The 15259-nt window shown below is 51.2% G+C and carries 8 protein-coding genes and 1 pseudogene; 3 read left to right on the top strand and 6 right to left on the bottom strand.

Annotation, left to right across the window (positions count from 1 at the left end; genetic code table 11):
* Nucleotides 1–67: 67 nt before the first annotated feature.
* A complete protein-coding gene (locus BN1120_RS00825) occupies nt 68–961 on the bottom strand; it encodes a helix-turn-helix transcriptional regulator (RefSeq protein WP_042014312.1) in 894 nt (297 codons plus the stop codon).
* Between the two features lie 407 nt (nt 962–1368).
* Here BN1120_RS00825 and BN1120_RS00820 point away from each other — a divergent pair, with 407 nt between their 5' ends.
* From BN1120_RS00820 to BN1120_RS00810, 3 genes are all read left to right on the top strand, one after another.
* On the top strand, nt 1369–6681 hold the full coding sequence (locus BN1120_RS00820; protein WP_052455390.1) for a DUF4011 domain-containing protein: 5313 nt from the start codon (nt 1369–1371) through the stop codon (nt 6679–6681).
* Between the two features lie 323 nt (nt 6682–7004).
* Nucleotides 7005–7754 carry a hypothetical protein gene (locus BN1120_RS00815; RefSeq protein WP_042014310.1) on the top strand — a complete coding sequence of 250 codons (750 nt, stop codon included), beginning with the start codon at nt 7005–7007 and terminating at the stop codon, nt 7752–7754.
* On the top strand, nt 7742–9475 hold the full coding sequence (locus tag BN1120_RS00810; protein WP_042014309.1) for a hypothetical protein: 1734 nt from the start codon (nt 7742–7744) through the stop codon (nt 9473–9475). The genes BN1120_RS00815 and BN1120_RS00810 overlap by 13 nt, the downstream gene beginning before the upstream one ends.
* 195 nt (nt 9476–9670) lie before the next feature.
* On the opposite strand, the gene BN1120_RS00805 is transcribed toward BN1120_RS00810, so the two are convergent.
* The 5 genes and pseudogenes from BN1120_RS00805 to BN1120_RS00785 form a co-directional block, all read right to left on the bottom strand.
* A complete protein-coding gene (locus tag BN1120_RS00805; RefSeq protein WP_025201459.1) occupies nt 9671–10246 on the bottom strand; it encodes a hypothetical protein in 576 nt (191 codons plus the stop codon).
* Nucleotides 10247–10362: 116 nt separating this feature from the next.
* Nucleotides 10363–11862 carry a hypothetical protein gene (locus BN1120_RS00800; protein WP_231959447.1) on the bottom strand — a complete coding sequence of 500 codons (1500 nt, stop codon included), beginning with the start codon at nt 11860–11862 and terminating at the stop codon, nt 10363–10365.
* A gap of 196 nt (nt 11863–12058) precedes the next feature.
* Complete coding sequence (locus BN1120_RS00795) at nt 12059–12841, bottom strand: nuclease-related domain-containing protein (protein WP_231959449.1); 783 nt, start codon at nt 12839–12841, stop codon at nt 12059–12061.
* 392 nt (nt 12842–13233) lie between these two features.
* Nucleotides 13234–14253 (bottom strand): Fic family protein, encoded by a 1020-nt coding sequence (locus BN1120_RS00790; RefSeq protein WP_042014306.1) that lies wholly within the window; start codon nt 14251–14253, stop codon nt 13234–13236.
* A gap of 454 nt (nt 14254–14707) precedes the next feature.
* Nucleotides 14708–15142 (bottom strand): annotated as a pseudogene (locus BN1120_RS00785) (methyl-accepting chemotaxis protein); the annotation flags it as partial.
* Nucleotides 15143–15259: the final 117 nt, after the last annotated feature.

The raw sequence follows: 15259 nt of genomic DNA, 5'->3' as shown, positions 1-15259 counted from the left end.
AGGTGGTGTCGCGGCATGTCAGGCGCTGTCGCCAGATGTATAAACTGGGATCTTTGTCACAAATGGGTCAGGGCGGAGCCTGACTCATCAGGGTCAATAGATGGCGTAAATCACGGACGATCTGCTCATGGATAAAACCGGGCGAGATCACGGTCAGTCCCGGCATCCAGGATTTGATGATGGGCAGAATTTGATTGGCATCGAGCACACGACTGCTCAATAACAGCGCACCGTCATCCAGGGTTTTGACAATCTCCTGCTCGGGCAACAACGGACGATGCTGAAAGTTGATGGCGATGGAGGCACTGGCCTTGAGGAGCACCTCGATCATGCCGGAGCGCCAGAGCGTCGGATCGGTATCGATTTGCCGCTGAATAAGCGCATCGCGGGTAAAGGTCTGTTGCGATAGCTCAACCAGTGCGATGTTGCTCAGCGGATAGGCTTGCAACCGCCCCTCGCTGACGCCGACTAAGTGCCAGGTGCCCTTGTAGTTGACGAGCTGATAGGGGCTAAACAGTTGCTTGCGCTGGTCTTTGGTGATGAGCCAGCATTGCAGATGCTGGGTCAGGGCCTGCTCTAATACCGGTATCTGGTGAATGAGTGAGTCGGCTGATTGACCATCGAATCCCTTGATGGCAAAGAGACTGGGGCTGCCTCTGTCCAGTAGTTGACCCAGACGATGTTCACTGGCGCGGGGGAACAAGTCGGTGATACCCAACTGCTCGGCCAGCTTTCGCACCTTTCCGTCGTTCTTGTGATTGAGGAACCCAGGATCCAGCCAGTATTGCTGGCTGCGGTGCTCTATCGGTAGATAGCTGAGGCGTTGATTGAAATCCCGCTGCAGGGTGCGCACGGTGACGTTGTACTCGGTGGCCAGATCACTCAGGTGCAGCTTCTCACCGCTGTACAGGCGGGTGAGGAGCATACCGAGGCGCTGAGCAATCTTGTCGTGTTCGTGCATACCATCACAGAAGGGAAATAACCGTGTCGCGGATTATCCAAACAGGCCGCGACACGGCGTGACGAATGGGATGGCAGGCAGTTTTTCGCAAAACCCATCATCGGCGATGGGCTTTTGTCATCAGTAGAGGGGTTTTGTTATCAACCGGCGAGAAGCGGTTGAGCGGGCAACGATGGTCGTTTGTGTTCAGGAGGAACTAAATCCACCATGTATGTTTTTTAACCACCCGGTGAGCCACAGCGCACAATAAGAAAGATGTGTTAATTTAGATTGTCTATACAACGGGTTGTCCGTTATGGTAGACCCCACAACCATTCCCTTTCTTTATGGAGGGTTTTTGTGTTTGTTTGGTAACACGGTTTCGAGTGATATGGTTTGTCTCTGATTGCGATATAAGGAAATAGTGAATGAGTGATACATCCGAGAATATACCAAATGAAGGTGTTGTGGTTAATACGGAGGTGCAGTCCTCAGACACTTTATTTAGTAATTCATTTGAGATTTCAATTGAAGCGGCAAAGATAGTAAATTACGCCGCAGCTCAAAATAATATCCCACTAATTCAGCGTTTAATTATCCGCAACAAAAGCGAACAGTCGTTCAGACAGGTGGATTTTCAGATAAGTGTCAATCCGGCATTTTTTGAACCCAAGCGTTTCACCTTTGATATCTTCGGTGCTGAAGAGTCTCGAACCTTCAACTCAGTTCAACTAAAACTCTCGCTAAACCACGACTATCTATTCGATTTGGATGAGGCTGAGTCCGGTAATATCATAATTACCGTGTCTAAAGAAGGCGAAGAAGCTTTGGTTCACAACGAACCGATCCGTGTATTAGCTCGTAACGAGTGGGGAGCAACACTGGGTTTACCAGAGCTATTGGCTGCACATGTTCAACCCACGCCTATAGAAGTTGATCGCATACTGTCAGCCGCATCTTCTTTGCTTAAGTCATCCACAGGCTTGAGCATGAATGGATATCAGAGTAAAAACCGTGAGCATGTCTGGAAACAGGTAAATGCAATTTACCAAACTCTAGCAAACATGGGGTTCCATTACGCACCGCCACCTGCCTCTTTCGAACGAACAGGACAGAAAATTCGGACTACTGCCCAGATCCTCGATGGTAAAATGATGACCTGTCTGGATTCCAGCGTACTTTTGGCGGCTTGTCTGGAACAAGCGGGTTTGAACCCGGTAATTTTGGTCAAGGAAGGCCATGCTTGGGTTGGGGTCTGGTTAGTTGATTCGTATTTTTCCAACCCGGTAGAAGACTGTGCTCAAGATGTGAGAAAGAGAATTGCTTCCGGAGAATTTCTCACGCTTGAGACCACTGTGATTCCTCAGGCTGCTTCTATGAAAAAGGCTATTGCCGATGCAGCAAATTATCTGGAAGAAGCCCAGGAGCACACTTTTGAATACGCGATTGACATCAAGCGGGCTCGCCAGAATCACATTCGCCCGATGCGTGCTATTGCTGCGCTAGGCAAAGGCACTGTCGACTATGGTGAGAATTTTTCACCAGCGGGACCAATTATTGAAGATGTCCCAGAATTGCCGCCATTAGATCCAGGAGTCATAACCACCGAAAACGTAGTGACTGACAACACTCCGGAAGGTCGTATGGCAAACTGGAAGTCCAAACTACTAGATCTGACTTTACGAAATCGTCTACTGAATTTCAAACCCAGCAAAAAATTCCTAAAAGTAGTGACTCATGATGCGGGGGATCTTGAAGACGCATTGGCAGCAGGTGGTGAATTCAAGCTCGTAGCCAAACGTTCAATGGCTGACATGGGCGACCCCCGAAGTGAGGAAGAATTTAAAGCCGAATACGGCATGACCTCGGCTGAGCAATATGCTAAATCGGCCCTACCAAAAAAAGAAATCTGTTTTGATGTAGAAAAAGAAAAACTGCAGGACTACGCCACTGTTATATTCCGTGAGGCTAAAAATTCCTTAGATGAGACCGGGTCCAACAGCCTATATATTGCGTTGGGTACTTTATGCTGGAAAGAAACCCCAGAAGCCGAGACTGTATTGAAGGCGCCAATTCTCCTAGTTCCAGTGAAATTGAAGCGCGGTGCGGTAGGCTCCGGCATCCGATTAGAACGTTTGGATGAGGAAACAATTTTTAACCCCACACTCTTACAAAAGCTGGCAATAACATTTGACATCTCTTTACCGTATCTCGACGGGCAACTTCCCAATGATGATTCCGGTGTAGACGTAGACAAGATTTTTGCGACATTAAGGAAGAAAGTTGAGGACCTGAAAGGTTTTGAAGTCATCGAGGACTCTTATCTTGGATTGTATTCTTTTGCTAAGTACCTCATGTGGAGAGATTTATCCAAAAACTCTCAGGATTTACTCAAAAATAAGGTGGTAGACCATTTGGTTAACCATCACGGTGAAAATTTTCAGGATGACACAAAAGCGATCAGGCCTGAGGATTTGGATCGCGACTTCTCACCTCAATCTTTGTACACACCATTGTTGGCTGACTCGTCTCAATTGGCTGTCATCTGCACAGCCGAAAAGGGTCGAAACATGGTCGTTGAGGGACCGCCAGGAACGGGCAAGTCTCAGACTATTACCAACCTTATATCTCATTTCCTGGCCAATGGTAAGACTGTGCTCTTTGTAGCTGAGAAAATGGCTGCGTTGGAGGTAGTACACAACCGATTAACAGACATTGGGTTGGCTGAGTTCTGCCTAGAGCTGCATTCGACTAAAGCGAAGAAATCAGAGATTTCCAAGCAGTTTGTGCAGGTGCTCGAATGCGCGGACAACAAACTCGTTGCTGATTGGGAGTACGAGGCAGAGCGGTTGGCTGCGCTGAGAAACGAACTGAATGCCTTGGTTAGGGTGTTACATCAGACACATAGAAACGGTTTGACAGTGTACGAAGCTATGGGCTGGACGTTAGTGAGCGGCAAAGAACCAGCTCGCTTTGATTGGACTGACCCAGAGACACATGACTACAAGGAAAAATGCAGTCTGGAAGATTTTGTGGGTGATTTGGCAGCGTTGGCTACACGCCTTTCCAAAATATCGACTCACCCGCTCAATGAAGTAAAGAAGACAACTTGGACTCCTACTTGGCAGGACAGCCTATTGCAAACGGCTAAGCAATCCGTTGAGCAAGTGAGCGATATCGAGGCCAGCTTGCAGGATTTCTCCGCGCTCGTAAAAATCGAGGCTAATCAAGCGAGCTTGGATCAGTTGCAGTCCATTGATGAACTTGCCGCTGCTTTACTTAATGTTTCACAGGTGCCAATGGAGTCAGCTAGTCAAGCGTTCAGCACGCAAGAACGTAAGAAATTGGGCGAACTTATCCGGCATGGCGAGCAGCGTACCGCCCTATGGTCATTTTTCAAGAATTACGACGCGGAACTAAAAACGCTAAAAGCCGCGCCGTTAAAACTTCAATGGAGAGCGGCATCCCAAGATTGGTGGCCCAAGAAATGGTTTACTAAGCGGAAGGTTTCTAATCAGATTAGACTTTTTAGCCTTGATAAGTCGCGCGTTGCTGATGAGGAGATGGACGCGTTCCTTGATAATCTGGCCAAATTAAATGTAGAGGATCAGTACCTTCACGAAAATGCTGCAATCGGGTTAAGTTGCTTAGGAGCCGTTTTTAAGGCCGAGAATACCGACTGGAGTGAGGCGGCAGCCTACCTTCGCTGGATGGATGATCTGGCTTTATCTGTGCAAAAAGCCTTTGACGCACAGATAGAGCAGTTAGACGCCGCTCGAAGTTCGCTTCGAGTGCTGCTTTCTGATCAAAATGAGTCCTTTAGACCAGGTGGGCGGCTCTATAACGTGGCCCAGGCTTACAGGAATTCATATTCGGAGTTCATAGCGCTGTTTACCAGCCTTAGGGAGCTCACTGGTAATAGCGAATTTTTGGGGGGCTCGGCCAAAGTGGGCTTACTGGGTTGCATACGTTCAATGAATGCTCAGTGGCAGTCACATAAACAGGAAATCCAACCATGGTGTGTCTGGAATGACTCCCGTGCGAAGGCTTTGTTACTTGGATTGCAGGGCTTGATTGAGCAGGTCGAGCAAGGTGCAGTAGATCTTGCTGATCTTAAAGAACATTTTGTGGTGTCTTATGCTAGCTGGTGGCTAAAGTGCATTTTGGATAGAGAGCCGTTGCTCGCGAACTTTTCTGGTGCATCACAAGCCCATAAAATTGCAGAGTTCCAAAAGGCTGATGAGCGTTTCCAGAAACTCACCGTCCAGTATGTACAGGCCAAGTTGCGCGGCAAGATTCCAACTGGGTCAGAATTGACGGGTGACTTGAAAGGGGAAATAGGGTTTTTGCGCCATGAAGCGCAGAAGCAGAAGATGCATCGTCCGATAAGAGAGGTACTTAAAAAATCCTCCGCAGTGCTGCCACGCTTAAAACCCTGTTTACTGATGTCACCTCAGTCCGTTGCACAGTATCTAGACACGAGCACTCAGATGTTCGATGTAGTTATATTTGATGAAGCCTCGCAGATACCGACGTGGGACGCTGTTGGTGCAATATCACGCGGTAAGCAATTGATTTGTGTTGGTGATCCTAAACAGCTACCTCCGACCAACTTCTTTAGTGCTTCGGATGCCTCTGGAAACTTTGATGATGAAAGTCTCATCGAGATGGAATCTATTCTGGATGAATGTTTGTCCTGTGGCATGCCGTTGTCTCGGTTGGCTTGGCACTATCGTTCACGTAACGAAGGGTTGATTACATTCAGTAACCACCAGTATTACGGGTCGGATTTAGTTACTTTCCCAAGTCCCGTGGAAACGGATAACTCTGTGGAGTTTGTTGATTCGAAAGGGATATATGAGCCCGGCAAGTCGCGCACAAACAAAATTGAAGCTGCCAAGATCGTTGATGAGATCGAGCAGCACTATCTCTCAGGTGCTGGTAAGAAGTTCTCCATTGGAGTCATTACCTTTAACTCTACTCAACAGGCTCTGATAGAGAAACTAATGGATCAGCGGCGCCTTGCGAATCGGCAACTGGATGAGGCTATTGCACAGGCTGGCTCAGAAGAACTCTTCATCAAGAATTTGGAGAATGTTCAGGGTGATGAGCGTGACATCATCTTGTTCTCAATTACCTTTGCTAAGGATGCAAGTGGAAAGTTGAGTATGAATTTCGGTCCAATGAACAAGGAAGGGGGCCATCGCCGCCTTAACGTGGCTGTTACCCGTGCTCGACACAAAGTCAAGATATTCTCAAGCCTACGGCCAGAGGACATTGATCTATCGCGCACTAATGCCAGGGGGGTGGCAGATCTAAAAGCCTATCTGGACTTCGCTTTGCATGGCGCCCGTGTTTTGACTGAACAAGCCATACCAACTGGGCGGGAACCTGACAGTCCTTTTGAATATCAGGTCATTGACGCCTTGCGTAACCGTGGGTGGCGTGTTGTGCCACAAGTTGGTGTATCCGGTTATCGAATCGATCTGGCTGTAGTCAATCCTCATGCTCCAGGAAAATTTTTGCTGGGAGTAGAGTGCGATGGCGCTACTTATCATTCCGCACCGAGTGCTCGTGATCGAGATCGCTTGCGCCAAATGGTGCTTGAAGGTTTAGGCTGGAATATTCACCGTATTTGGTCGACTGACTGGTGGTTTAACCGAGAGATCCCCCTGAAAGCGCTTCTAGCACGGCTAGACGTATTGGAAGAGCAGGCGCGTCTTGAAGTACAACCGGGTTAAATGAAATTCTCTGGTGGGGGTATATACAGGGTTATGTGTATATCCCCAATAGTGTTGTTACACCTATCGATGATTTGCATATAAATCAAATGGTTACGCACCATAAGAAATGCACATTGCTCATGGTTTGCGTCGGATAGTGCATTTCTCGCCTTGGGTAATTGAAGTTCACTCAGGAGTGAATCAGGGCCATAACCCTCCAGTCATCGCTTCATGGTAAGGCTGAAAAGTGTTTAGTGAACTTGGGGTGATTCAGCCATTTTTTCTTGGTGGGCTTGGATAGGTTGTTGTTGCTCCTGGAGCAGCACTGAAGGGAGTGAGTAGTGAAGAAAGCAACGTTACCCGCCATCGTCGTCACCGGTCTCTTAATGACCGGGTGCTCGACACAAGGCAACGCCGTAATACCTATCGTTGGGCCGCTGGCCAGTTTCGCGAGTTATGAGTCCGTAGGGTCGTTCGCTCTCAGTGGGGATCGCCCCTACCTCGGGAAGGTTCGTCGCAACAGATTAGATGGCACCTATGACATCACCACGGCGTACATGACCATCGGCGATCTCATCCGGGGGATGACCGGATTCAGCTCGCTCGAAAACTTTATCGACACATCTGCACGGACGGGGCTTGTCGTCGTGCGCGGGACCAGCGCCAACTGCCCCACAGCGCAATGGGCTGTGTGGTACGACGACCGCCAAACCGTAATCCACCCGTTCCCAGGATGCCAGCCGTACACCAAGAACACCGTAACCCGTAATGGGCAATACATCATGTTTGAAGACCCTGCAGGGAAAAGCGACTCGCTTTACGCATTCGACGTGCGCCAGGCCAAATTTGCTGAATACCGATACCAGCGGCCAGTGGCAACCCCTACCGAAACAAAGACAGCTCGCCAGAGCTCGCCAGCGCGTCCCAAGCAGACGGCAACGGCATCACGCAAACGCACCCCGGCAGCCAAGACCAGACCGGCCACCAGCACCCCTGCGGTCATTCGCCAGGCAACCTATCAGCCTGGCACCATTGAGATTAAGAAGGTCTCCAGCCAGACCACCCAGGAAGTGGTGACATGGGAGCAATAACATGGCGCTTTAAGGCGCTGCTTGGCACAAAACTGTTTTGGCTCACCCTGCTCTATCTGTTGTGCGAATTGGCGTTCAGTGCAAGCCTGCTGGAGCTATGCAGCCGGGAGGCAACCCTGGATGAGATCAACCAGCTCGAAAACGTCGGGCGGCTGCTGACGGGGGTGGCCATCTCGCTGCTGTTCATCGGGATGTTCATCGACAAACAGCACATACGACCCTCCCGTCGGATCCTTTGGTCGTTCGGGCTGGTACTCTTGTTCACGGGTCTGAACCATAAAGCGCAGGACGCGTTCATCGACCATCGGATTCAGACCGAGTTTGCTACCGCTGAAGCGAGAAAAGGCGCCTTTTTGCTGACCCTGGCGGGCCGTAGCCTCTCGAATGGCACCCTGAACTTACGCAGCATCCATACCCCGGAGGTGCTGGAGCACAAGTCATCCGTAATGGCATTCGTTGCCATCTTCCCGGCATTGGCGTTCAACTACCCCAATGTCCAGGACGAGATGACCCTGCTGCTGAAAAAGGCGATCTCCATCAGCGTGACCAAGCCCTGCGACGCCCTCGATGATCGGACCAAATGCCTGGGGTCTCCAGCCCAGTTCAACAATGACACTTGGCCCCAGATCGTTCGGGGGGTGGAAGAACGCTATATGGAATATACCCGCGCCTATAACAAGGCCGTTGTAAGGACTAGCCCGGAGGCATTGAAGCAAGCAGCCACAGACGCTTGGGATGACTATCTGTTCCAGCTAAAACGTGCGGGGTTTACTAACCTGTTCACCAAACACGCCCGCCCTTACCAGGTCCCGTCCTCTAAATTTGCCCAGGTACGTCAAAAGGTGCGCGAGGCTGGGGTGCCAGTGCCGAATAACTGGCGCCCTACCGATCGCAAGACTTTCGAGGCTGTGGTGCGGCAGAAAGCCTATCGTGACACCTGGAAGGCTCTGGGCGACTCGATGGGGATCAGCAATCCCAGTCGCTACGTGACAATCGAATCGTTCATGCTGCTCAAACCGGTACAGGCCGCGGTGCGCGAGCAGCTGGGAGTAGACGGAATTAGGCGGATCCCGCTTGTGACGGAGTTTGCTGACATCGAGCGCCAGGTGTACCGCCCAATAGCAAACAGCATCATCGCCAGGCTACAAGCGCAGGTGGATTCGTCCACCGCTCGATTCGTGGGGCCGGGACCGCTGGCTGAGAAGGCCGATTCCGCGGTCAAGACCCTGGTAGTTGTTCCGCTGGCCCTGCTGTTGTCGCTGCTCGGGGGGTTTGGCCACATGATGAAGCTCACCACCTTGATCTTCCGCAGTTTGCTCGATGAGCAGAGCAAGGCTCGCACCTTGAAAGCCATGACCGCAGCTATAGCCCTGGTCTCAACGGGGGTGTCGGCTCTGTATTATGCAGCTAATCCCCTGGTCGAAGCCAAGGCATATCAGACCTTCTCCGCGGCAACTACCCTCAATAGCGGCAGAGCATTTTCGCTGGGGTTGGAGTTCATCATCCGGTTACAGGAGTTCGTCTACCCGGTTAACGCCGTTCTGCTCCAGCATTGTTATGTGATTATCCCCCTGGTTGGCTCCCTGGCGCTGTTATGTCTGTATCATTGCGCCGAGCCAAAGCGCACAATGCGAGAGGTTCAGGTCAACGTGGCCGCGCTTCAGAAACAATTACAGGCGGCGTTAAGCAATGAATCTCAACGAAAACGAAATGCAGCCTAGGTATCGCAATGATAACTTTCAAAGTCATTTTGTAGTGGTCAACTAAATCCGGACACATAGTTAAGCCGCTTTTCGGCTTCTGCTGGCGGTATCCCATCATTGTGTTGGTGTGGATCCGCCAGAAGAGTGTGAGAAGCAATATTCCGAACGGCTCAAAAGTGTCTAGCGAAGCCGGGGCGATTCAGAAGCAGCATTTTACTTAAGGATCTCGCGCATTCCCGCGTTGAGCTGGCGGCCACCGTTCTCTGCATCACGGTCTTGCATCAATTTGATCGAGACCTCGTTGGCACCAATGGTGTAGGTTGCGCTGTAATTACCACACATGCTGTCGGTTACACATTCAAAAAACGGTACCGATTTATCCTTCACTGTGCGGATGATCACTGGCTTGACTTTCAAGGTATTGGTCGCCTGACTGACTAATTCCTCAAAGTCTGCCTTAGCCTGTCTGACAGAAGCAACGGAGTCGTCTTGGTACGATGCCTGGGTACCGCCGAAGGAGAACACTTTATGTTGGTAGACTGCATAGTAATACTCACCCGTAGTTGGTCGTCCTAAGAATCCCTCGCCTGCCTTGGGTTTGCCGCGAAATTCTTCATCAATGTCACTGCGCCAGTCGTAGCGTATCAGACCATCGTTGACCGCTTGGAGCGTGGTGATGGGTAGGCCGACAGTCAGGGTTTTAAAGCCCGTATTTGCGGCAATGGCGGGTGAGGCAATGAGACTGACGGCACAGGTCAAAGCAGAGAGCAGCGGGGTTTTATGTGGCATGGTGACTCCTCATGTAGAGAGTTGGTTGATGTGGGGTGAATCGCCACCAGTGATGTAGACACTTCCCAGCTGTAACGGGTTGCGATTCACTCTCGGTTTGCTAGCAATAATGTCAGTTACGCCTTGGCCTGACGCCACTTAGTTAGCCATCGATACTGTTCGGGATGAATGCGCAACAGCTCTGCGATAACTGCTTCACGCTTATCGGCTGTCATCCGGGTAAGAAGCGACCTGACATCCGACATAATGCTGTCACGGCCAGCGCCTCTGGCTTCCGCCTTGCAATACCACTCATGTCCCTCACTAATGTTGCCAAGCTCGATACAGACTGCACCAAGTAGTGTGCAGGGGCGAAAGTTGTTGGGTTGAAGGCGGTGAGCTTCAGCGCCCATGTTCAATGCTGCAGTATGTTCGCCACGGTCACGCATCGCACCACCATGCGTGGTGAGAATGGCGGATTTCAGCTTTGGCTGACCCTGCCTCTTGGCTGGGATGGCACTCAGCAGCGCAATCGCCTCATTCGATGCTGCGCATTTACGCAAGTGTCCGCTGGCATTGACTGCACTCCATGGGTTCTTGCTGTTGCGGTACTCCGCTAGCCAGTGATCCGCTTCGAGTCGGTTGTAGGTATGCAGAATCTCTTTTGTCTCGAACTCACGGCCATTGCTCTTGAGCCAGATGGTTTCAGTCTCCAGTAGCCGTGTACCTGCATCCAGCTTGAGAAGGATTGCCATGAGCTGTTTGAGGTGATGTGATTCGACATATCCAGTTACACCATACTTCTCCCTGAGTGCTTGGTTCTTCATCCGTGCGATGTACTTGGGGTCACTCTCACGCTGAATCCGCTCAGCCTCAAGTCGCACACTTCGGGCTTTCTGCTCGGCTTTATAACGTTCTTCATCTACAGCCTTCTGAACGGCGATCTCGCGTTGTTTCTGTTGTGCAAGCTCGTTTCGTTGCTCCTGTTCCGCTTTCCCGTTTTTGTCGAACTGCTCTTGGGATAGCTCACCGGTCAAGAAGCGCAGCAAGGCATTCAACCCCCTGTTCAAGAGAAATTGTCTGTTTGCTGCTGATATCGTCGCGCCTTGTCCGGCAGCGACAAGGAGGCTGTGCAACCTGGCACCGCCCGTGATCGCACTGGTGATATCATCCACCCAGAATTGTTTGGCCAGTTCATGCGGGGGGAGGGACACAGAATTCTGGCCATCGGCCAGACCATTTTTGATCCGGAATTTCTGCAGGTAATCCCAAGTGGGATTTTGACTAGTCTTCTCTATATTAGGTTTGTCGTCTTGCTGAGCAGCCAAGGGCTTCGTGATTGAAGGTTGGTAGCGATGCACAATCTTTCGGCCCTTATAGTAAAGAGATTTAGAACGGCGCAGCTCTTGTTCTACCGCAGATTGGCGTCTGAACTCAGGGAGAGTCATATCGCCGTTGATAAAACCCCTCAAGGCGTTGAGATCGTAGCTGGCTAGAATGTCGTAGCGGGGCGAAGTCAGAGGCTCATTCCTGAATATGGCTACGAGCAAACTATGGAGGTTATCGCCTATCGATAGGGCAGCAGGAATGTCATCGACACCGTAATAAGTTGCGAGATCCATGGGCGAGATAGACATCGAGCACACTCCTTGTGCAAAAAAGAATTAGTACAATAGCGCCGCTGGCTTTTTGCCTGCAATGGGTGACTTCAATTTCATCGCTGCGAATCCCCCTGTATTCCTCTATACCCCAAGAGCCTCAAACTGAGGGGCATTCAAGGATGGCGGGATAGACTTGCTGACTGATGGAATATCAGTTGGCAATGAAGATCTCTTAGCCAGCCTTGGCAACGTCCCGTACTTTTTGCTCTACCTGGTGCGCGATGGCCTGGATCTGGGCCAGTTCAAGTGAGCCAGCCCTAAATTGGGGGAGTTGCTTGGGGAGTGCAGCGGCACTGACGATGTAGGGGAAGGTGATCTTCTGGCGTAAATCCACAAACCAGCCAGGTAGAACCAGAACGCCACCTACCGGGACTTCGGTCCCAGTTGCACTGTTGAGCCAGTTACGCACAGTGGTGACGTTACGGCGGACCTGTTCGAGCGGCGCTTTTTCAACATGGTTTGGGAAGTGAAGCGCATCATTTTCGACCCGAACCTTGAACTGTTTTTCTCCATTGTTGATGGGTTTGGAGCGACCCTTAGTCTCGATGACAAAGACCCCGTTAGGGCAGATGATCAAATGGTCGATGTTGAATCCATCAAACGGGATATCGTGGTAAACCCTATAGGGGTGCTGTTGGGGCCTAACGATTTGGTCCAGCTCCTGACCCACTGCCAGTTCACAGGAGTAACCCAGCTTGAGGTGTTGAACCTTGTTGGCCATTTTGTAAGTTTTGGTTGTGCCATAGATAAAGATACCCAGCATCACGATCCCGGAAATCAGCATCACAGTCGTGCTCATAGCCCTCTTATCGATGTAGCTCTGTAACAAGAGGTAGAACCCGATCATCATCATGGTCAATGGCGTGAATAGCATTTGGGAAAAGAGGTCTATCTGCAGGTCCTGGATTTGCTGTTGCAGGGTGTGACCGGCGGGCCTGAGCAGGTCGGCGGTCAACGGGCTGACCCTATGTGAGCGAAGCCTTTTTCTTATTAACAAGATGATCCCGACAGATAAGAATATTGGGCCCAAGAACAAGCCAGTAGTTGCCAGAACAGATACCGCGAGCGACGAGAATTCCATTTCATGCGTCTTTTGGGGATGTGGTGAGGTCAGGTTAGCTGACCTATAGGAGTCTATCCATTGGGATGTGGGGCAAGTATCACAGTATCTGATTATCCCCAATGGAGATCTTACACCTTGTGGTGTTAGTGAGATAAAACAGAGAGTTACTGCGCCCCCTTTGTGCGCAAATGGGGTTCGTTGCGATTGGGTTTACTTGGCTGGTTGTATGTTTACTGATGCGACCCGGAAGCTGGGCGGCGGTAGTAACACACTCGGTGGCCGTCCTATGACAACACTTCCCAATGCCCCCCCTTGCGCGGACCAACAAAGCGCAATCGCCCCGCTTTAACCAATGCGGCAGCTGCTCGCTCCACCGTGCTGGTCGATCTGCCTATCCGCTCGGCTACTTGTGTCAGGGTCAGGGCAGGCTCGCTCGCTAAGAGCGCCAACACTGCATCCGGTGTTTTTGCCCGCATTTCTACCTTCATTTCTACCGGCGTTTCTACCCTCACTTTTTCTGGCGGGGTGGGCTGAGATGTCGGCTGTGCGGTAATCGCTTCTGCCAACGCATCTCGCAGCGCCTCTAGCAGAAACAGAATAAAATCGGTGCAGTCACTCAGCCTGTCGGCCTGACTTAATTGGTGGTAGTAGTGCTCTTGGCGCTCTTTGATGATCGCTTCCACCGGCAGGAAGGCCATCACTGGTTGCCAACGGCTCAAGATCACCGTTTGCCACAAGCGTCCCATACGGCCATTTCCATCGGAAAAGGGGTGGATAAACTCCAACTCGTAGTGCAAGGCACAAGAGGCGATCAAGGGATGGGCCTCTGTTTCTGCCAACCATTGCATCAGTTGTTCCATCAGACGCGGAACCTGAGTCGCGGGGGGAGCCATATGCACTAATTGCTCACCTCGATAGATGCCGACGCCACTGCTACGCCATTGCCCTGCGTCATCGCATAACCCGTGCATCAAACGTCCATGGGCCCTGAGCAAATCTGCAGAAGAGGTAGGGGCCCAAGCCGACATTGTTTCATAAGCGGCAAAGGCATTGCGCACCTCTTGGATCTCACGGGGTAATCCCAGTACAGGTTTGCCGTCGATCACTGCCGTGACTTGATCCAGGCTCAGGGTGTTGTGCTCGATAGCCAGGGATGCCTGGATGGTGCGGATCCGGTTTTCCCGGCGCAGCATGGGCACTTGCGAGCTCTGCGTCGAGCGCCATTGCCCCACCAATTCTGCGATCTCCGCCACCCTGCTCAACATGGCGTGGGTCAGGGTGAAGGGAGGGGAATAGGCTGCCATGGGGGACTCCGACTGAAACGATTGCAAATGCGAAGGCTCAGAGATTATCAGATCGGGGGCAAGACCAACACGGCGGCGTATCTTTGCGAATTCTGTGATAAGCGGTATGCGATGTTCTATGACGGGGTGCGATTTGTTGCGAACTTGCGGTGTTACTCGCTCCATCTGCTTGCTATTTCATGCAATAAGATGCAAACGAATCTCTTTGATTTAAAATCCCTCGACGTTCGCGTCGTGCCGGTTCGATTCCGGCCTCGGGCACCATTAAAATCAAAGAGTTACTAAGGCCACTAGCAATAGTGGCCTTTTTGTTTCTAGTCAATTGACTGCCAGAATGGCAGCGACCTGAAGAGCCGGTTCATCTCTTGAATCTGCACGTGCCAAGCTGCGACCCCTGGTGTGAACATCAAAGAGCCTGCTCGATGGCAGGCTCCTGAGTGCTTCCCTGATTTATCTAGAGTTCCGAGATGATGGTCGACACCTCTTCTGCTCCGTGTCTTATCTCCTCCATCACTTTTGCAACGTCATCGATCTGCTTTTGCCCGTGGATGGCACCGTCTGCCGCGGACTGGATCTGCTCGCTGACCTGCCTGGTGAGCTGCTGATTCTGGCTGACGACATTGGCTATTTCGTTGGTCGATAGGGAGGTTCTTGCCGCCAGTTGACGAACTTCATCGGCCACGACGGCAAAGCCTCTGCCTTGTTCGCCGGCTCTCGCCGCTTCGATGGCGGCATTGAGCGCGAGCAGGTTGGTCTGGTCTGCAATGCTGCTGATGGTGGATACGATGGCGGTGATATTCTGGGATTGAGCGTGGAGCTTGCTCATCAAGGTGCTGGCATGTTCCATCTGCCTGACAATATTGTCCGAAGTGGAGACGACGGTGGTCAACATCTCCTCTCCTTTGATGGCGGAGGATTTGGTTGTGACAGATGTTTCATTTGCCACCTTGGCCACATGTTGTACGGCCTGATCTTTGCTGATCTGCGTGTATGGAGATGGTATTCA

Origin of the sequence: Aeromonas caviae, assembly GCF_000819785.1 — a bacterium.
GTDB classification, from domain to species: domain Bacteria; phylum Pseudomonadota; class Gammaproteobacteria; order Enterobacterales; family Aeromonadaceae; genus Aeromonas; species Aeromonas caviae.
The sequence above is the reverse complement of the archived record's forward strand: the minus strand, read 5'-3'. Positions and strand labels throughout refer to the sequence as shown.